Origin of the sequence: Actinomadura sp. 6K520 (assembly GCF_004349245.1) — a bacterium.
Lineage (GTDB): Bacteria > Actinomycetota > Actinomycetes > Streptosporangiales > Streptosporangiaceae > Spirillospora.
Genome location: NZ_SMLC01000026.1, coordinates 44,275 through 61,794, shown reverse-complemented (window position 1 = coordinate 61,794; position 17,520 = coordinate 44,275). Strand labels below are relative to the sequence as shown.

The 17,520-nt window shown below is 73.6% G+C and carries 17 protein-coding genes; 5 read left to right on the top strand and 12 right to left on the bottom strand.

Annotated features, from left to right (window positions below):
• The 3 genes from E1289_RS38110 to E1289_RS09965 form a co-directional block, all read left to right on the top strand.
• Positions 1 to 184: hypothetical protein (locus E1289_RS38110; protein ID WP_165970407.1), on the top strand; the 184-nt coding region annotated here is incomplete at its 5' end.
• Between the two features lie 55 nt (positions 185 to 239).
• A complete protein-coding gene (locus tag E1289_RS09970; RefSeq protein WP_131977851.1) occupies positions 240 to 782 on the top strand; it encodes a methylated-DNA--[protein]-cysteine S-methyltransferase in 543 nt (180 codons plus the stop codon).
• A 58-nt stretch (positions 783 to 840) separates the two neighbouring features.
• Positions 841 to 1,425, top strand: a complete 585-nt coding sequence (locus E1289_RS09965; RefSeq protein ID WP_131977848.1) for a TetR/AcrR family transcriptional regulator — start codon at positions 841 to 843, stop codon at positions 1,423 to 1,425.
• Here the strand turns inward: E1289_RS09965 and E1289_RS09960 are convergent.
• From E1289_RS09960 to E1289_RS09945, 6 genes are all read right to left on the bottom strand, one after another.
• Complete coding sequence (locus tag E1289_RS09960) at positions 1,422 to 2,336, bottom strand: oxidoreductase (protein WP_131977845.1); 915 nt, start codon at positions 2,334 to 2,336, stop codon at positions 1,422 to 1,424. The two genes, E1289_RS09965 and E1289_RS09960, sit on opposite strands and share 4 nt — an antisense overlap.
• A 147-nt stretch (positions 2,337 to 2,483) precedes the next feature.
• The gene (locus tag E1289_RS09955; RefSeq protein ID WP_131977842.1) at positions 2,484 to 2,972 is read right to left on the bottom strand and encodes a glutathione peroxidase; all 489 of its coding nucleotides are present in this window, start codon (positions 2,970 to 2,972) and stop codon (positions 2,484 to 2,486) included.
• Between the two features lie 91 nt (positions 2,973 to 3,063).
• Complete coding sequence (locus E1289_RS38105; protein ID WP_165958842.1) at positions 3,064 to 3,219, bottom strand: hypothetical protein; 156 nt, start codon at positions 3,217 to 3,219, stop codon at positions 3,064 to 3,066.
• Positions 3,220 to 3,389: 170 nt separating this feature from the next.
• Positions 3,390 to 3,548 (bottom strand): hypothetical protein, encoded by a 159-nt coding sequence (locus E1289_RS38100; RefSeq protein ID WP_165970406.1) that lies wholly within the window; start codon positions 3,546 to 3,548, stop codon positions 3,390 to 3,392.
• Positions 3,549 to 3,633: 85 nt separating this feature from the next.
• Entirely contained in the window at positions 3,634 to 3,930 is a 297-nt protein-coding gene (locus tag E1289_RS09950) for a hypothetical protein (protein WP_131977839.1), read from the bottom strand.
• Positions 3,931 to 3,997: 67 nt separating this feature from the next.
• Entirely contained in the window at positions 3,998 to 5,179 is a 1,182-nt protein-coding gene (locus E1289_RS09945; RefSeq protein ID WP_131977836.1) for an LCP family protein, read from the bottom strand.
• A gap of 258 nt (positions 5,180 to 5,437) precedes the next feature.
• Here E1289_RS09945 and E1289_RS09940 point away from each other — a divergent pair, with 258 nt between their 5' ends.
• Positions 5,438 to 7,345 (top strand): ATP-binding cassette domain-containing protein, encoded by a 1,908-nt coding sequence (locus E1289_RS09940; RefSeq protein ID WP_243712727.1) that lies wholly within the window; start codon positions 5,438 to 5,440, stop codon positions 7,343 to 7,345.
• Between the two features lie 12 nt (positions 7,346 to 7,357).
• Here E1289_RS09940 and E1289_RS09935 read toward each other — a convergent pair whose 3' ends face one another.
• Positions 7,358 to 10,981, bottom strand: coding sequence for an AAA family ATPase (locus E1289_RS09935; RefSeq protein ID WP_131977830.1), 3,624 nt, complete (start codon positions 10,979 to 10,981; stop codon positions 7,358 to 7,360).
• Positions 10,982 to 11,161: 180 nt separating this feature from the next.
• Here E1289_RS09935 and E1289_RS09930 point away from each other — a divergent pair, with 180 nt between their 5' ends.
• On the top strand, positions 11,162 to 11,512 hold the full coding sequence (locus tag E1289_RS09930) for an STAS domain-containing protein (RefSeq protein WP_131977827.1): 351 nt from the start codon (positions 11,162 to 11,164) through the stop codon (positions 11,510 to 11,512).
• A 32-nt stretch (positions 11,513 to 11,544) separates the two neighbouring features.
• Here the strand turns inward: E1289_RS09930 and E1289_RS09925 are convergent, their stop codons facing one another.
• The 5 genes from E1289_RS09925 to E1289_RS09905 form a co-directional block, all read right to left on the bottom strand.
• The gene (locus E1289_RS09925) at positions 11,545 to 12,396 is read right to left on the bottom strand and encodes an SGNH/GDSL hydrolase family protein (protein WP_131977824.1); all 852 of its coding nucleotides are present in this window, start codon (positions 12,394 to 12,396) and stop codon (positions 11,545 to 11,547) included.
• A 114-nt stretch (positions 12,397 to 12,510) separates the two neighbouring features.
• Positions 12,511 to 13,125, bottom strand: a complete 615-nt coding sequence (locus tag E1289_RS09920) for an ATP/GTP-binding protein (RefSeq protein WP_131977872.1) — start codon at positions 13,123 to 13,125, stop codon at positions 12,511 to 12,513.
• A 40-nt stretch (positions 13,126 to 13,165) separates the two neighbouring features.
• Complete coding sequence (locus tag E1289_RS09915; protein ID WP_131977821.1) at positions 13,166 to 13,618, bottom strand: DUF742 domain-containing protein; 453 nt, start codon at positions 13,616 to 13,618, stop codon at positions 13,166 to 13,168.
• A 30-nt stretch (positions 13,619 to 13,648) separates the two neighbouring features.
• Entirely contained in the window at positions 13,649 to 14,101 is a 453-nt protein-coding gene (locus E1289_RS09910) for a roadblock/LC7 domain-containing protein (RefSeq protein WP_131977818.1), read from the bottom strand.
• The gene (locus tag E1289_RS09905; protein ID WP_207928887.1) at positions 14,098 to 17,337 is read right to left on the bottom strand and encodes a nitrate- and nitrite sensing domain-containing protein; all 3,240 of its coding nucleotides are present in this window, start codon (positions 17,335 to 17,337) and stop codon (positions 14,098 to 14,100) included. Before E1289_RS09905 ends, E1289_RS09910 begins: the two co-directional genes overlap by 4 nt.
• Positions 17,338 to 17,520 lie beyond the last annotated feature (183 nt).

Here is a 17,520-nt window from a genome sequence, read left to right as displayed (position 1 = left end):
CCTTCCCGGAACCGGCCGAGCCGCTCCCGCCGGCGCCCCCGCCCTGCTCGCCCTGGCGACCCGGGTGGCCGAGGCCATCGGCGCGAAAGGCACGATCCCCGCCGTCGCGGACGTGGCGGCACGGAGCGGTTCGAGCCGCCTGGTCAAGGAGGCCGCCCGCCTCCACCGGACCCTTGCAACGTGAGGACGGCCCGTGGTGTTCACCCCATGGGACGCTGGAGACACCGGAAGGAGCGCGCATGACCGAGACACTCGCGTTCGGCACGGTCGAGACCGTGCTCGGCCGCCTGCTCGTCGCCGAGACCGAGGCGGGGGTCGTGTCACTGCACTTCCGCGACACGCCCGCCGCCCGCGCCCGCACCGCGAAGGCCGCGGGCCTGCCCGTCGTGGAGGCTCCGGGGCGCCTGGCGCCGGTCCTGTCCGGCCTCCGCGACTACTTCGCGGGTGATCTGAAGGACTTCGAGTTCCCGATCGACTGGCGCCTCACCTCCGACGTCCAGCGGCGGGTCCTGGCGACGCTGTACGAGACCGTCCGGTACGGAGAGGTCGTCACCTACGGCGAGCTCGGCGACCGCAGCGGCACGGGCGTCCACGCGCAGGTCATCGGGCAGGTGATGGGCGCCAACCCGGTCCCGCTGATCGTCCCCTGCCACCGCGTGGTCGCCTCGAACGGCCTCGGCGGCTACAGCGGCGGCTCCGGCGTCGAGGTGAAGCGCTGGCTCCTCACCCTGGAGGGCGCGGTCCCGGCCACCCTCGACTGGGACATCTCCCGCGGCCCCTGACGGCGCCGCGGGTCCGGTGGCGCACCCTGCGGGAAGCCCCGAAACGTAGGATGGCGGCGTGCCGAAGATCAGTGAGGCGACCGTCGCGGAGCACCGGGCGCGGCAGTTGCGGACGCTGCTCGACGCCGCGCGGGCGCTCGTGGCCGAGGAGGGCATCGAGGCGCTGTCGCTGGCGGAGCTGGCGCGGCGCGTCGGGCTGTCGCGGCCGAGCCTGTACGAGTACTTCCGGTCCAAGGACGATCTCGTCGCGGCGATCGTCGAGGCCGAGCTGCCGCGCTGGGCGTCCCTCGTCGAGGAGGCGCTGCGCGGCCCCGGCGACCTGGAGGGCAAGGTCGGGGCCTACATCCGCGTGCAGCTCGGGGTGATGACCGACGGGCGGCACGCCGCCGCGGTCGCCCTGGCCGAGCACGCGCTGGCGGAACCGGCCCTCGAACGCATCCGCACCGGGCACGCGCAGCTGCTGCGGCCGCTCGTCGACGCGCTGGAGGAGGCCGGCGTCGCCGAGCCCGCGCTGCGCGCCGAGCTGGTCCAGGGCATGGTCGACGTGGCGGCGCGCCTCGCGCAGCGGGCGCCGGGCGACGCCGAGACCATCATCGCGGCGACGCTGGCCCAGGCGACGCGGGGGCTTCGCCAGGAGCCCTAGGGCGCGGCGGCCGCGTAGGCGACGCCGGTGAGGGTTTCGGAGACGTCCCAGAGCCGCTCGGCCTGCCCGGGGCGGTTCGCCTGCGGGGGCGTGACCACCTCGGTGGGGGCACCGCGGTACTGGAGGATGCGGGGGCCGTAGCAGGCGCCTCCGTGGACGTCCGGGGCCGTGGCGGCGTAGAGGGACGGCAGGGCGCCCCCGGCGGCGGACTGGGCCACCACGGCGTTGCCGATGCCGACGGCCTTCTCCATGAGCGTGCTGCCCTGCATCCGGGGGCCGGTCTGCTGGAGGTTGGTGGCGGCGTAGCCCGGGTGCGCGGCGACGCTGGTCACCTCGGAGACGCGGCGGTCCAGCTCCCGCGCGAAGACCAGGTTGGCGAGTTTGGACTGGGCGTAGGCGGACCACTTGCGGTAGCGGCGCTCGCTCTGCAGGTCGTCGAAGTTCAGCCGCCCGGACCACGCGAACCCCGAGGTGACCGTGACCACGCGGGGCGACGGGGCGGAGCGCAGCGCGGGCAGCAGGAGCCCGGTGAGGGCGAAGTGCCCGAGGTGGTTGGTGCCGAACTGCATCTCGAAGCCGTCGGCGGTCGTGCGGTGCGGGATGGCCATCACCCCGGCGTTGTTGACCAGCAGGTCGAGGGGCGCGTCGCCGTACCGGGCCGCGAACGCGCGGACCGACGCCAGGTCGGCGAGGTCGAGGGAGGCGAGGACGAGGTCGGCCTCCGGCGCGGCGGTCCTGATCCGGTCGAAGGCCGCCTGGCCGCGTTCGGCGCTGCGGCAGGCTAGCACGACGGACGCGCCGTGCCGGGCCAGCTGCAGCGCCGTGTGGTAGCCGAGGCCGCTGTTGGCTCCGGTGACGATTGCCCGCCGGCCCCGCAGCTCGGGGATGTCGCCTGCCGTCCACCCGCGCATCGGGCACCTCCACGTCATATCGCGACTTCGCAAGAGCGCGGCTACTCAAACTAGACGCGTTCTCGAATAGCGGACAACCGGATCGGGATGTGGCGCGATTCACACCGCCGGACGCGCCCTCCCAGGGGGGAGGGCGCGCGCCGGTGCTCAGGCCGGGAGGTTCTCCTCGATGGCGGCGACGACCTCGGCCGTCTCAGGCTCGGCCTGGGGCGCGAAGCGCGCCGCGACCGTGCCATCGGGGGCGATCAGGAACTTCTCGAAGTTCCAGCGGATGTCGCCGGTGTGGCCCTCGGCGTCGGGGGTGCCGACGAGGCCCCGGTAGAGCGGGTGGCGCCCGTCGCCGTTGACCTCGACCTTCTCGGTCATCGGGAACGTGACCCCGTAGGTCGCCGAGCAGAACTCGGCGATCTCGTCCGCCGTGCCGGGCTCCTGGCCCATGAACTGGTTGCAGGGCACCCCGAGGACGGTGAAGCCGCGTTCCGCGTACCTCTCCTGCAGCCGCTCCAGGCCGGAGTACTGCGGGGTGAGGCCGCACTTGGAGGCGACGTTGACAATGAGCACGGCTTTGCCCCGGTACTGGCCGAGGTCCGCGGGTCCGCCCCGCAGGCCGTCGATCTCTACGTCGAAGACAGACATGAGGCCGATCCTAGGAGATCACCCCCCGTGACCGGCCACATCCTGCTGCATCATCCGGCCGCCGCCGGACGGGTCCGGCGGCGGCGCGGCCTCAGGTGCCCAAGGCGTTCACGAACGCCGCGAGCTGGTTGCCCGCCTCGCCGAGCTGGCTGAAAGCGTTGTTGACCACGTTGGCCGCGTCCGTGGGCGAACTGAGCAAGTAGAAGATGACGAATGCGATCGCCACATAGCGGAGGTTTTTCTTCATCCGTACGCCGTCCCTGGTTGTAGCGCAGCGACACAACTGACCCGATCCAATTGTGCCCAGGCGCGTCTGCCCGCAAAGCGCGATTTTACTGTGACGCCGAGGCAACCGCTTGGTGGCCGCACACGAAGAAGCCCCGCACCGCACGGGGTACGGGGCCAGGGAGCCGTCCGTCAGCTCGGGATGGCGCTCATGAACTGCGACAACGACTCGGCGGCGGTGCCGAGCCCGCCCAGGGCGTTGTTGACGAGTCTCGCCGCGCCCTCGGGTCTGCTGATGACGTACCACACCGCGAAGGCGATGCCGGCGATCTTCATGTGCTTCTTGTTCACTACAACCACCCTCTGCGGTCAGATGACTACGGAGAGTGTTTCCCAGTGTCGCCCCATCAGAGATCAACGGCACGCAAAGAGACCGTCAGGTCCCGTTGGCGTGCTCGGCGAGGTAGCGGATGTAGAGCGGGCGGAGCGCCTCCGCCAGCTCCCCCTCCCCCGCGTGCGTGAACTCCTCCAGCAGCGACAGGCCGTGCACCATGTCGAACTGGGCGCGGCCGACCTCGCCCAGGGACGCCGCCGCGGCGGGGATCGCGCGCAGCAGCTCCCACAGGAAGCCGACGTCGCGCCGCTCCCTCGCCACGGCCATCGCACGCTCGTACAGTTCCTTGGACGGCAGCTCGTCCAGCTCGGCGGCCCCGCCGGGCGTCACATCGGACATGCTCCGACTCTAACCACGCCGGTGCCGTCCGCGCGGTCCGGTGCCGCGCACGTCTCCCGGAGCGCGCTCACTTCTTCTGGATGACGTCCTGCGGGATCGCCTGGTCCTGCTTGAGCGCCTCGAAGAGCCTGGTCGCCTTGGCCCTGTCCCAGGTGATGTACGAGCCGACGCCCGCCGCGCTGCCGCCGCCCCCGATCGGGACCGTCGTCGACACGCCGTCGCCGCCGCTGACGCCCTTCATCGCCCACATCATGCGGACCAGGTGATGCAGATGGTCGCCGTCGTCCACCAGGAAGTTGCTGGTGGAGTTCATCGCGAGCGGGATGCTCTTGAACGGGTTGAGCATCGTTCCGGGGCTCGCCGCCTTCTTCATCAGCGCGCCGAAGAACTGCTGCTGGTTCTCCACCCGCTGGAGGTCGGCGCGGGCGTAGGCGCGCGTCCGCACGTAGCCGAGCGCCTGGGCGCCGTTCAGCGTCTGGCAGCCGGCCTTGAGGTCGAGCCCCGCCTTCGGGTCCTTGATGTCCTCCTTGACGCACATGTCCACGCCGCCGATGGCGTCGACCACGCCGACGAAGCCGCCGAAGCCGATCTCGGCGTAGTGGTCGATGCGGATCCCGGTGGCCCCCTCCACGGTCTGGACGAGCAGCTTGGGGCCGCCGAACGCGAACGCCGCGTTCAGCTTGTTGCGGCCCTTGCCGGGGATCGGGACGTAGGAGTCGCGCGGGAGGCTGATGAGGGACGTCCCTCCGGAGCCGTAGTGCAGCAGCATCATCGAGTCGGTCCGCCGTCCCGACGCGAAACCGGTCTTCAGCTTGCGCTGCTCGGCCTTCGACAGGCCCTCGCGGCTGTCGGAGCCGACGATCAGCCAGTTCGTGCCGGGGGTGTCGGCGACGCGGCCGGGGTAGTCGACGAGCACGGCCTCCCGCTTCAGCCGCGAGTCGAGGTAGAAGTAGCCGCCGACGAGGACCAGCAGCAGGACGACCACGATGGCGCCGAACACCCGCCCGGCGCGGCGCCGGCGGCGCCGCCGGGGCGGGGGCCCGCCGTACGGGTCGCCCTGGTCGTACCGCCCTCCGCCGCGAAGCTGGTCGCCGGCGTACGGGTCGTCGTACGGATCGTAGGAGTCTCCGTGCCGTTCCCGCCCGTAGGCCGCGGGCTGGTGGTGCTCCGCCCGAACGGAGTGATGCCTGCTGCGAGCCACGCGTTCGCCCTCCTTGCGTGTCCAGCCCTCCGGCCAGCCGTCGCTCATGCCGTAGACCTTAGACTTCCCGGGCGTTCCCCGCGTCCTTCTCCTGCATGATTGTCCGCTGGTATAAATCACCGCTCTATGTGACACATGCAGCGGAAAGCGTCCTCCCTGGGGCGCACACTGCCCTTGGCGGGCAGGACGTGCGGAGGGCGGCGCATGGGTACACGACGGCGGTTTTCCAGACGGTCCACGTCGGGCGGGCGGAGGAACCGGCGCCTCCGGGGAGCCCGTCCCGGGTCCGAGTTGCCGGAACTCAGCGTGCACACGTGGCACGCCAAGGACCGGGAACTGGCCGAGACCGGCCTCGTCACGGTGGCGCGGCGGCTCCCGGCGGTGATCGTCCAGGCGACGCGGCTGGCCTGGCGGGCGAGCCCCGGCGACACGGCCGCGACGATCTCGCTCAACCTCCTCGCGGGGATCTTCACGGCGTTCTGGCTGCTGGCGACGACCGGCGTCCTCACGGCGCTGTTCAGCACCGGGCCGACGCCCGACCGGGTCCGCGACGCGCTGCCCTCGCTGGCGCTCGTCGCGGGCGCGGTGGCACTGCGCGCCGGGCTGCAGGCGTGCGCGGGCTGGTCGCAGTCGCGGCTGAACCCGCAGGTCCGGCGGCTCGCCGAGCTGCGGTTGTACGAGGCGACGACGGCGGTGCACCTGGCGGCGCTCGACGACTCCGAATTCCTCGACGAGCTGCAGCGCGCGCAGACGCGCGGCCTGACGTCGGCGCCGCGGGTCGTCCAGCAGGCGGTCGACGTGCTCACCGGGGCCGTCGGGATGATCGCTGCCGCGGGAACGCTCGGCGTGCTGCATCCGCTGCTGCTGCCGCTGCTCCTGCTGACGGCGCTCCCGGAGGGCTGGGCGTCCGTGCGCAGCGCCCGGATGCAGTACCTGACGATGTTCTCGCTGGTCGAGGTCGCCCGCCGCAAGTGGATCCTGTCCGACCTCATGGTCGAGCGGGAGCACGCCGCCGAGGTGCGCTCGTTCACCATGCGGCCGTTCCTGCTGGAGCAGTACGACCGGCAGGCCGACCACCAGCGGGTCGTCGAGCTGGACCTCGCCCGCCGCCAGACCATCGCGAAGGTCAGCGGGGACGTGCTGAAGGGCTTCGCCACGGCGGCCGTCTACCTCGCGCTCGGGCTCATGCTGTGGAAGGGGGCGGTGCCGCTGGCGGTGGCGGGCACGGCGGTCCTGGCGATCAGGTCGGGCCAGTCGTACCTGGCCAACCTGGTGTTCGCGGTCAACCAGTGCTACGAGGAGGGGCTGTACTTCGGCGACTACCTGTCCTTCTGCGAGAAGGCGGAGCGGCGGATCCCGCGGCGCGCCCTACCCGGCGCGCGGGAGGCGCGGGAACGGCTCCCGGACGACTTCGGCCGTATCCGCGTCCGGGACGTCATGTTCACCTACCCGGGGGCGGACGTACCGTCCCTCAACGGCATCTCGCTGGATCTGCGCAGGGGCGAGGTGGTCGCGCTCGTCGGCGAGAACGGCTCCGGCAAGACGACCCTCGCCAAGATCATGGCCGGCCTGTACGACCCGGACGCCGGCGAGGTCCGGTGGGACGACGTGCCGCTGACGAAGGTGCCCCCGCGGGAGGTGTGGGAACGTATCGCCGTCATCGCGCAGGACTACACGCACTGGCCGATGACCGCCCGGCAGAACATCACGATGGGGCGCGGCCGCGAGCACGTCCCCGGCGAGGACGAGAGCCCGGCCCTGCTCGCCGCCGCCCGCGCCTCCGGGGCCGCCGAGGTCGTGGACGATCTCGCCCGCGGGTACGACACGCTGCTCGACCGCCGGTTCAAGGGCGGCGCGGAGCTGTCGGGCGGGCAGTGGCAGCGCCTCGCCGTCGCCCGCGGCTTCTTCCGCGACGCGCCGCTGCTGATCTGCGACGAGCCGACCGCCGCCCTCGACGCGCGCGCCGAGCACCAGCTGTTCGAACGGATCCGCACGCACGCCGACGGCCGGACGGTCCTGCTCATCACGCACCGGCTCGCCAGCGTCCGCTACGCCGACCGCATCTACGTCCTGGAGCACGGCAAGGTCATCGAGGAGGGCGACCACGCCGCGCTGATGGCCCGGGGCGGCGTGTACGCCGACCTGTACTCCCTCCAGGCCGCCGCCTACGGCGCCGGCGCGTCCGCCGCCGACCCGCGGGCGCCGGCGGGCTAGCCGCCGGGCGGGCTAGATGTAGGGGCCGAAGCCGATGCCGGGTTCGCGCCGGGGCGCGTCGGGGAGGTCCGCGGGGCGCAGCGTCCCGACCTCGGCCGCCGCGACGCCGTCCGGCTCCGCGTCGTGCTCGGCGGTGATGCGGCGCGCCTGCCGGGAGATCGCCGCCTCCAGCAGGTTGCGGACGAGCCGCGCGTTGCCGAACGAGGAGCCCCGCGGCTGCGCGGCGACCAGCCGGCGCACCCCGTCGAGGATTCCGGGTGCCAGCGCGAACCCCGCCTCCGCCGCCATGAACTCGAAGATCGTGACGAGCTCGTCGTCGGAGTAGTCGGGGAAGTGCAGCACCTTCGGGAACCGGGACTTCAGCCCCGGGTTGGCGTCGAGGAAGCGCTCCATCTCGGCGTCGTATCCGGCGACGATGACGACCAGGTCACCGCGGTGCTCCTCCATCAGCCGCAGCAGCTCGGCGACCGCCTCGTGGCCGAAGTCGCGCCGGTCGCCGCCCGAGGACGACAGCGTGTACGCCTCATCGACGAACAGCACGCCGCCGAGGGCGCGCTCGACCGCGCCCCGCACCCGCGGCGCCGTCTGCCCGATGAACTCGGCGACGAGGTCGGCGCGGGTGACCTCCACCAGGTGGCCGGACGACAGCAGCCCGAGCCGCGCGTACACGGCGGCGATCAGCCGGGCGATCGTCGTCTTGGCCGTGCCCGGGCTGCCCATGAACACCATGTGGCGGGACGGGGACGCCGGGGACAGCTTGGCGTCGCGCCGCAGCTGCTCGGCGCGGACCTCGGCGACCAGGGAGGACACCTCCCGCTTGATGTCGGCCAGCCCGATCAGCCGGTCGATCTCGGCGAGCGGGTCGCCGGGGACGTCGTCGCGCCCGCGGCTGAGCGTGTCGGGGAGGTCCGCCAGGAGGATCTCGTCCAGCGACTCGGTCTCGTCGACGATGCCGTCGGCGAGGACGCGCCGCCCCTGCATCGCCACCGCCCGGTCGAGCAGGTTGATCATGGCGCGGGCGTTGCCGAACCCGCGCTCGCGCGGCGCGGCCTCGGCCAGCTCGCGGACCCGCTCCAGCACCCCGGGCGCCAGCTCGAACCCCGCGTCGGCGGCCTTGGCGGCGAACACCTCGACCAGCTCCTCCTCGGTGAGGTCGGGGAACCGGACGGTGCGGGGGAAGTGCGCGGCCAGGTCGGGACGCGACTTCAGCAACCCGTTCAGCTCGGCCTCCGGGCCGGTCAGCACGACGAGGAGGTCCTCGGTGCGGGCCTGGAGGCCGGTGATGAGGACGTCCAGGACCTCGCGGCCCCGCGCGGCGTCCGCGGCGGCCGAGACCAGGGCGTGCGCGTCACGGACGACCAGGACGCCGCCGTGGGCCTCCTCCACCGCCCGCCGGACCCGCAGGGCGCTCTCGCTGGCGTACTCGCCGAGCAGGTCGGCGCGCTCCACCTCGACCAGGTGGCCGGAGGACAGCACGCCGAGGTCGGCGTACAGCCGGCCGAGGATGCCCGCGACCTTGCTCTTGCCGGTGCCGGGGTTCCCGATGAACACCAGGTGCCGGGGCAGGTCCCTGGCCTTCATGCCCGCCTCGCGGCGCAGCCGGGCGGCCTTCGCCTCGGCGACCAGCGCGTCCACCTCGCGCTTCGCGGGCTCGATCCCCGCGCACGCGGCCAGTTCGGCGAGCGGGTCGGTGCCGGCGGAGCGGCCCGGGATCAGCCGGTGCGGCAGGTCCGCCGCCGTGACCTCCGGCGGGCCGGCGGGCGCGGCGCCCGCCTCCCCGGCCGCATCCCCCGCCTGAGTCTCCTCCGCGGCGCGCAGGGCCGCGGCGGCGACGGCCTGCCCCGCCATGTGCTCCACCAGCCGGGCGCCGCGCAGGTTCAGCAGCGGCGGGGTGCGGCGCAGCATGCCCGCGGCGGTCGCGGCGGCCTCCGGCCCGACGCGGGCGCCGCGCCGCGCGACGGCCAGCGTGAACAGCTCGGCGAAGTCGTCCTCACCGAAGTCGCGGGTGCGGGCCACGTCGAACGCCCGGACGAGCGCCGGGTTGGCGTCGAACAGCCGCCGGTCGCCGCCGGGACGGCACAGTGCGACGACGCCGAGGGACGGCGAGCGGGCCATGAGGCGCCGCAGCTCCTCGACGGCGGCGGCGCCGCAGCGCTCGTGCGCGGCGAGCTTCTCCAGGTCGTCCACCACCAGGAGCATCCGCCCCTCCAGGCAGTCGCGGACGCGGGCCTGCAGCCACAGGACGGCGTCGCTCACCCCCAGCGACGCGAAGACCTGGTCGGAGATCCACAGCGCCTCGCGGGCCGCTCCGCCCTCGGCCAGCCGGCGCTCCGCCACCTCGGCGGCGGTGCCCTTCCCGGTCCCCTCCGGGCCGGCGATCAGCAGGCGGACGGGGCGTTCCCCGGCCAGCCGCGCCCGGACCGCGGCGTCCAGGACCCGCGACAGCTCCGGCTGCCCGACCAGCGGGTCCGGGCCCCCGCCGGCAGCCTCCTCGGCGCGCCGTGCCCGGCCGGTCCCGGTTCGCTGGGGGTCCTCGCCGCCCAGCGAGGTGCCGAGCGTGTTGCGGACCCGCCGCGCGGTGAACAGCCGCCGCAGGTCGGCGTGGAACGCGCGCACCGGCACCCGGCAGCGCGGGCTCACCGGGGAGTCCGGAAGCCCCTGCACCGAGCCCGTGATGCGGACCGCCATGTCCAGCCACGCACGCGCGGCGTCGGCCTCGCCCGCGACCAGCCCCCGGGCCAGCCACGCGCGCACGTCCTGCTGCCACGCGTCCGTCGCGAAGCCCTCGCGGGCCGCGCGGAACCGCTCCTCCACGTTCTCGTAGCGCGTCGTCCCCAGGACGACGGCCAGTTCCGCCGGGACGACCGGAGCGTCGGCCGCGAGCAGCAGCCGGGCGAGGGCGGTGTCGGGCTCGTCCCCGTCCGCGACGGCCCCCGCCAAGCGCTCGTGTGCGGCCTCCAGGCCCGCGCACGCCCACCCGAGGTAGCCGACGGGCCCCGCCAGCTCGGGCAGGACGGCCAGTTCCTCATCGGTCAGCCCGGACGTCCACGACTCCTCCAGGCGCCCGATGGGGACGCTCATGTCCAGCTCGCGCAGCTCCGGGTCGGCGGCGCGCCGGTCGAACAGCTCCATCAGCGCCCGCCGGCGCCGCTCCACCGGCTCCAGCCCCGCGAAGACGTCCAGCCCCGCGCGCGCCAGCTCGAACATCACCGCGCGGCGCTCGCGGTCGTCCCCGGCCGGTTCGGGAAGCCACAGGCCCGGCGGACGCCACCGCCCGCCCTGCGTGAACCAGGCCAGCGGGTCCCGGACGGCGGTCTCGGGCTTGGCGAGGAACGCCGACAGCAGCTCGTAGTCGACGTCGCCCCGCGACCCGCCCCGGACGGCCGACGCGCCGAGCAGGAACGTCAGCAGCGACCACTGCTCCGCCCCCGCCGCGCTCGTGCCGCCGCCGTAGAAGTCGCTGAGCTGCCTGGTCAGCACCACCGCGCGCGGGTCCCGGTTGTACTCCACGGCGCGTTCGCGCATCTCCTCGTACAGCCCGTCGGGCACCCGCCATGGACCGTGCGCGTACACGTCCAGGACGGGCTCCTCGGTGAGCAGCACTTCGAGATGGTCCGGCAGCCGGGGGGAACTCACCTGGGGGGTCCTTCTCCTACACAGCGGATCGGGCACTGTCCGACAGCACCCTACGGCCGGGCACGACCGCGCACACCCCCCGGCGCGCGGCGGGTTGGCAGGGGGCCGCGCCGTCCGCAATAGTTGTCACATGGAAATGATTCGCTTCACGAACTTGCACGGACCCGAGGAAGTCCCCGCGTGCCGCTCCTGGAAATGACCACCCGGCCGCACGCCGGACGTGCCGTCGTGCGGCTGCGCGGAGACCTCGACATCGCCTCCTCGGAGGACCTGCGCGTGTACCTGGACGCCGCCCGCCGCGAACACGGCGAGCGCCTCGTCCTCGACCTCGCCGGCCTGGAGTTCATGGACTCCGGCGGCCTCTCGGTCATCGTCTCCTGCTACAAGGCCGTCACGGCCGCCGGCGGCAGCCTCACCATCGCCGCGCCCCCTCCGCTCATCCGCCGCACCCTCGCGATCACCGGCCTGCACCGCCGGATCCCGGTGGCCGACACGCTGGAGGAGGCCATCGGCGATCCCGACCCCGCCTGACCCGGCGTGACCCGACCACGCGGGGAAGGACGCTAGTGCTCGGAGCGAGACGGTCCCTGGCACCGGGCCGCACCGTTCGAGCCCCCGTCCCCCCGGAGGGCGAGGTCCCCGCTCCACGCCACCAGGGCGGGGCGCTTGGGGCCCCGGCCGTCCCCGGAGGAACGGCCGGTGGCGCGGCGCCCGATCCACGGCAGGAGGTAGGTGCGGGCCCAGCGGACGTCCTCCCGCCGCGAGGTCAGCCAGTCGGCACGGTCCAGCGGCGGCCAGGGCTCGCGCCAGTCCTCGCCGGCGGCAAGCCCGATCGCCTCGGCGACGCACAGGGCCATGCGGCGGTGCCCCTCGGACGAGAGGTGCAGGCGGTCCTCGTACCAGGCGCGCGGGTCGTCGAACACGCGCAGCGGCCACAGGTCGACGACCGTGCAGCCGCGGCGGTCGGCGATGGCGCGCAGGTGCATGTTGTAGGTGGCGGCCCTGCCGCGGATGCGGCCGCCGCCGCGCAGCCCCCGGGTGTCGAAGCCGGTGAAGACGACGACGCGGGAGCCGGTGGCGCGCAGGCGGCGGACGGCGTCGTCGAAGACGACCGCGAGCGCGTCGGGATCGGCGCCGGGGCGGATGATGTCGTTGCCGCCCGCGCACAGGGTGATGAGGTCGGGGGCGAGGTCGACGGCGCGCGGGACCTGGTCGTCCACGATCTGCCGCAGGACCTTGCCGCGGACCGCGAGGTTGGCGTACCGCAGGTCCGGGTTCCGCGCGGCGAGGAACTCCGCCAGCCGGTCGGCCCAGCCGCGGAAGCGGTCCTCCTCGCCGGGGTAGGGGTCGTTGAGGCCCTCGGTGAAGCTGTCACCGAGGGCCACGTACGTCTGAATCGGCTCCAATTCGCTCATCGCAATCCCCATCACCGGTTCATGGTCGATCACGTAGAGAATGATGCATCCTGCACACGACCTACGCGACCGTAACCCGGCCGGTTCCAGGGGGCGCCGTGTCCGCGCCGGGCGTCAGGTCCAGCTGGGCGACGCCGTGCCCACCTGCCCGCCGGACGCGGCAGGCGGCGCGGACGCCCCCGCGGGCGGCGAGGCGTGCATCGACATCGCGTGCTGGACGAGCGTGATCAGCACCTGCTTGGTGGACTCGCGGCTCCGCGCGTCGCACTGGACGATGGGCACGTGCGCGCTGATCGACAGCGCGTCGCGGATGTCCTCGACCGCGTACTGGAACTCCCCGTGGAACCCGTTGACGCCGACCACGAACGGCAGGCCGAGCTCCTCGAAGTAGTCCACCGCGGCGAAGCAGTCCTCCAGCCGGCGGGTGTCGACCAGCACCACGGCGCCGATGGCGCCGCGGACGAGGTCGTCCCACATGAACCAGAAGCGGTGCTGCCCGGGCGTGCCGAACAGGTAGAGGATCAGTTCGCTGTCGAGCGACACGCGCCCGAAGTCCATCGCGACCGTGGTGGTCGTCTTGTCCGGCACGGCCGACAGGTCGTCCACGTCGGCGCTGGCCGCGGTCATCACCGCCTCGGTGGTGAGAGGCATGATCTCCGAGACCGACCCGACGAAGGTGGTCTTGCCGACACCGAAACCGCCGCCGACGACGATCTTGACCGAGGTCAGCTCGGCCTCTCCGCCGTGCGACCCCGGGGCCGGAACCTGGTCAGAGCTTCCGAAGGCCACTGAGCACCCTTTCTAGCAAGCGGAGGTCCGGCTGTCCGCCGGTGGTCGTGGCGGGCTGGGACTGGTGCAGCCGCAGCAGCCCCTCGACGGCCATGTCGGCGACGAGCACCCGTGCGACGCCGAGCGGCAGGCGCAGCAGGGCGGAGACCTCGGCGACCGAGCGGGCCGACCGGCACAGGTCCATGATCGCCCGGTACTCCGGGGTGAGCACGGCCACGTCCCGCGGCGGGTAGGGAGCCGCGGTGACCAGCGCCTCGATGGCGAGATCGTAGCGCGGCCTGGTGCGTCCCCCCGTCACGGCGTACGGGCGCACCAGCGAACTGTTCTCGCTCTCCGCCCGTTCGGGGGGGCGTCCCGGCGCGGGCGCCCGCCCATGGTCACCCGGCCAGCGCCCGGGGCCCCCGGGACTGCCTCCGAAGCTGCCTCGATCCATGTCGCCGACCTCCGTCAGAGTCAGTCACGGTCAATAGCGGGCGGGGCCGGCGCCCATCTCCGTCACCGGAGGACCCGAGTACGGAGGCTGCCCCTGCTCCGGCGCGCGCAGCGCGGGCGACAGCACGCGCCCCACCCGCTCCACCAGCAGTGTCATCTCGTACGCGACGAGTCCGAGGTCGCAGTCCGGCGCCGCGAGCACCGCGAACACCGACCCGTTCGTGATCGACATCACGAACAGCAGGCCGCGGTCCATCTCGACGACGGTCTGGTTCACCCCGCCCGCGTCGAAGATCTTCGCCGCGCCCTGGGTCAGGCTCATCAACCCCGAGGCGATCGCCGAAAGCTGGTCCGCACGCTCGGGCGGGAAACCCGACGAGTACGCCATCGGCAATCCGTCCGAGGAGACCACGACGGCGTGCGCGACCTTCGGGACACGGTCCGCGAAGTTCGTCACCAACCAGTTGAGATCCTGCCCGCTCACCGGGTGCCTCCTGTCTCGCCGTCACCCTGTGACGGCGCCTCACCTGACGTGCCTGCGCCGCGGGCCTCGTGGCGTCCCCGATGGACGCCGCGCTGGAGGCTCGCGAAGCGGTTGCGTACGACGTCGGCCGTCTGGCCGTATCCCTGCCGTTCCTGCGCCGGGCCGCCGGGCGCCTGCCCGCCCGGCACAGCCTGCCCTTGAGCGGGGCCCTGTGGCAATGCCTGGCCCGCCGCCGAACCGGCTCCGGCCTGCGGGTTCCCGGCCGGCGCGGCCGCGCGGCCGACCGCCCCCGGGACCCGGTTCTTGCCCGGCACCCGCTTGGGCAGCCCGACATTGGTGCGCGTCGTCGCGACGGGCTCGCGGGCGGCCTCGGCGGCGCGGAAGCCCGCGTCCGCCGGGGACTCCCAGCCCCGCGCGGGGTTCTCCCCCGGGTTGTCTCCCGACCTTCGCATGAACCACTCCGATTGCATCGCGTCGAAGATGGGCGAACGCTCGGGCCCTCGCGGTGGCGCCTTCTGCTCGGGCGGCGCCTGCACCGGCGGTGCCTGGGGCGCCCGCACGGACGGTTCGGAGACGGGCGGTTCCTGGTACGGCTCCTCCGCCGGGTGCCGCCTCGGCATCCCGCCCGGCTGCGGCGCCAGGTCGCCCGTGTCCCACTGGGACGTGCGCCGCCGCAGCCCGGGGCCGGTCTGCGAGGCGTCGCCGTAGGGGTCCCGCGGCCCCTGCCCGGTCTCGCCCACCTGCTCCAGCGGCCCGGTCTCCCACGGGATCTGCCGCGAGCCGCCCGGCTCGGGCACCATCGGCTGGGCCTCCGGGACGACGGACTGGGGCCCGCCCTGGGGACCGCCCTGGCCGTAGACGCCGTTGGCCGTGCCGTCCTGCCGCTCGTTGCGGGGCTGGAAGAGGCCGTTGGGACCGTCGTCGACCGGCCGTCCCGGCAGCTGGGCGCCGGGCCGGCGGATGGGCAGCTCGCCCGGCCGGCGCGGCGGCTGCCGGTCGCCGGGCTGGTACGGGTCGTCGGCGGGCCGTCCCTGGTCGCCGTGCGACACGGTGGGCAGCGGCCCGGTGCCGGGGAACGAGCCGTGGCCGCCGCCGGCGGCGGGGATCGGGCCCGTCTCGTTCATGGCCGGCTGGGGGCCGGTCCCACCCCGCAGGGAGCGCAGCGGCCCGGTGCCGCCGACCATCGGGTGCGCCCCGGTCCCGCCGCCCATCGGGGCGCCGGAGGGCCCGTAGTCGTCCTGGGCGAACCCGCCGCCGGTGCCGATGGCGGGCGGCTCGGTGGTCGTGGTCAGCGCGGCGAGCTGCTGGCCGTCGCTCTCCCGGCCGCTCAAGCCGCGCCCGCCGAATCCGCCGGACTCGCCCGGGGTGATCACCGCGTCGGGCAGCACCACGAACGCGGTGAGGCCGCCGCCCTGGGCGGCGCGCAGCTCCACGCGGATACCGTGCCGGACGGCCAGGCGGCCGACCACGAACAGGCCCATGCGGCGCGCCGCGGAGAAGTCGATGACGGGCGGGTTCGCGAGCCGCCAGTTGGCCTGCTCCAGCTCCTCGGCCGACATGCCCACGCCGTTGTCGGTGATCTGCAGCATGGCGCCGCCACCGCTCAGCATCTGGCCGGAGACGGTCACCTTGGTGTGGTCGGCGGAGAAGACCGTGGCGTTCTCCACCAGCTCGGCCAGCAGGTGGACGAGGTCGTTGACGACCGGGCCGCCGACGGTCATGTCGCCCTGAACCCGTAGCGCGACCCGTTCGTACTGCTCGACCTCGGACAGCGAGGCGCGGACGACGTCGATCAGCGGAACGGGCTGGTTCCACCGGCGCACCTGGTCCTGGCCGCCGAGGACGAGGAGGTTCTCATTGTTGCGGCGCATGCGGGTCGCCAGGTGGTCCAGCCGGAACAGGTTCCCGAGCTGCTCCTCGTCGCGCTCGCTCTGCTCCAGCTCCTCGATCAGCTTCAGCTGGCGCTCGATCAGGGACTGGCTGCGGCGCGAGAGGTTGACGAACATCGCGTTGATGTTGCCGCGCAGGACCGCCTCGTCGGCCGCCAGCCGGACCGCCTCGCGGTGGACCTCGTCGAACGCCCGCGCGACCTGGCCGATCTCGTCGGTGGAGTCGATCTCGATGGGTTCGACCTCGATACCGCCCGCGGCGGCCTCGGGATCGCGCAGCCGGTCGACCAGGCCCGGCAGCCGGGTGCCGGCCACCTCCAGCGCGCCGGACTGCAGCCGCCGCAGCGGCCGCACCAGCGAGCGGGCCACCAGGATGACGGTCGCCAGGACGATCGCGAGGACGAGGAACAGCAGCACCCCGTCCCGGATCGCGTCGGTCTGGGCGCTGGACTTGGCGTCATCGGCGCCGGCGGCGAGGTCCGAGGCGATCTTCTGCTCGACCGTGCGCAGCTTGTCGATGCGCACGCTGGAGTCCGACATCCAGTTGGTCGCGATGCGGCTGCCCAGCCTGACCTGCAGCTCCGGGGAGGCGTCGGCGACCGCGAGGGCCCGCAGCCGGGTGACCTCCGCGCGGTCCAGCTCCGGGCCGGTGACGGTGTCCTCGAAGAGCTGCAGCTGCGCCACGGTGGCCGAGCTGCGGAACGCCTCGATGCTCGTGTTGAGGTCGGCGCGGGCGTCGTCGACCGAGGCGCGGTCGATCGGCAGGAACTGCCCCTCCCACAGCGCCGCGGCGATGAGGGCCCGCTCCCGGGACGCGGCATCCTTGGCGCTCGCGAGGTCGGCGAGCGCCAGCGCCCCCTGCGCCAGCTCGGGCGTCGGGGCGTCCTGGGAGACCAGCAGGTGGTAGCCGCTGAAGTCGTCGACGAACTCGCCGTACTTGTCGATGATCGGGCCCGGCGCCAGGCGCGCGGACAGGGCCCGCAGCGCCGGCAGGTCGTTGACCCGGTCGAGGACGTTCCCGAGCGCAAGCTCCAGCCCGGGCGCGCTGATGTCAAGGCCCTCGGCCGCCGCCTGTACCTTGCGGGCGGCCGCGTCCACCGCGGCCTGGCGCTGTTTCAGCTCCTCGTCGTTGACGGCGCGCGCGCCGCCCGCGGCCCGGCTCGCCATCGCGTCGCGCTCGTTCTCCACCTCGTGTGCGAGCGCAGTCAGTTCCTTACCGAGCGTAGCCATCTGGCCCGTCCGGCGGTAGGCGTCGGCGTCCTCCATGGAGACCTCGACGCGAAAGCCCGCAAGGAGTGCGGCCACGATGGTGGGCACCGCGATGAGGGCGAAAAGGCGCGTCCGCACGCGCCAGTTGCGCAGCTTGAACCGGCCTCCCAGGAAGCCTCGCTTGGGGGCGTCTTCGCTGGCAGACGGGCCTGGCTGAGGGGACTGCGGGGCCATCTCGGCCCCTTCGGCTTTCCGCACTGCCCTCCGCTACCTCTCAATGGGTCGATCGCTCGCGGCGCACAGTGACCCTGAACGAGATCC

What these genes read in the sequence shown, in the direction of transcription:
- E1289_RS09950 (WP_131977839.1), bottom strand. Translation starts at nt 3,930, where the DNA reads ATGTCCGATGTGACGCCCGGCGGGGCCGCCGAGCTGGACGAGCTGCCG.
- E1289_RS09955 (WP_131977842.1), bottom strand. Translation starts at nt 2,972, where the DNA reads ATGTCTGTCTTCGACGTAGAGATCGACGGCCTGCGGGGCGGACCCGCG.
- E1289_RS09970 (WP_131977851.1), top strand. Translation starts at nt 240, where the DNA reads ATGACCGAGACACTCGCGTTCGGCACGGTCGAGACCGTGCTCGGCCGC.
- E1289_RS09925 (WP_131977824.1), bottom strand. Translation starts at nt 12,396, where the DNA reads ATGAGCGAATTGGAGCCGATTCAGACGTACGTGGCCCTCGGTGACAGC.
- E1289_RS09945 (WP_131977836.1), bottom strand. Translation starts at nt 5,179, where the DNA reads ATGAGCGACGGCTGGCCGGAGGGCTGGACACGCAAGGAGGGCGAACGC.
- E1289_RS38105 (WP_165958842.1), bottom strand. Translation starts at nt 3,219, where the DNA reads ATGAAGAAAAACCTCCGCTATGTGGCGATCGCATTCGTCATCTTCTAC.
- E1289_RS09915 (WP_131977821.1), bottom strand. Translation starts at nt 13,618, where the DNA reads ATGGATCGAGGCAGCTTCGGAGGCAGTCCCGGGGGCCCCGGGCGCTGG.
- E1289_RS09960 (WP_131977845.1), bottom strand. Translation starts at nt 2,336, where the DNA reads ATGCGCGGGTGGACGGCAGGCGACATCCCCGAGCTGCGGGGCCGGCGG.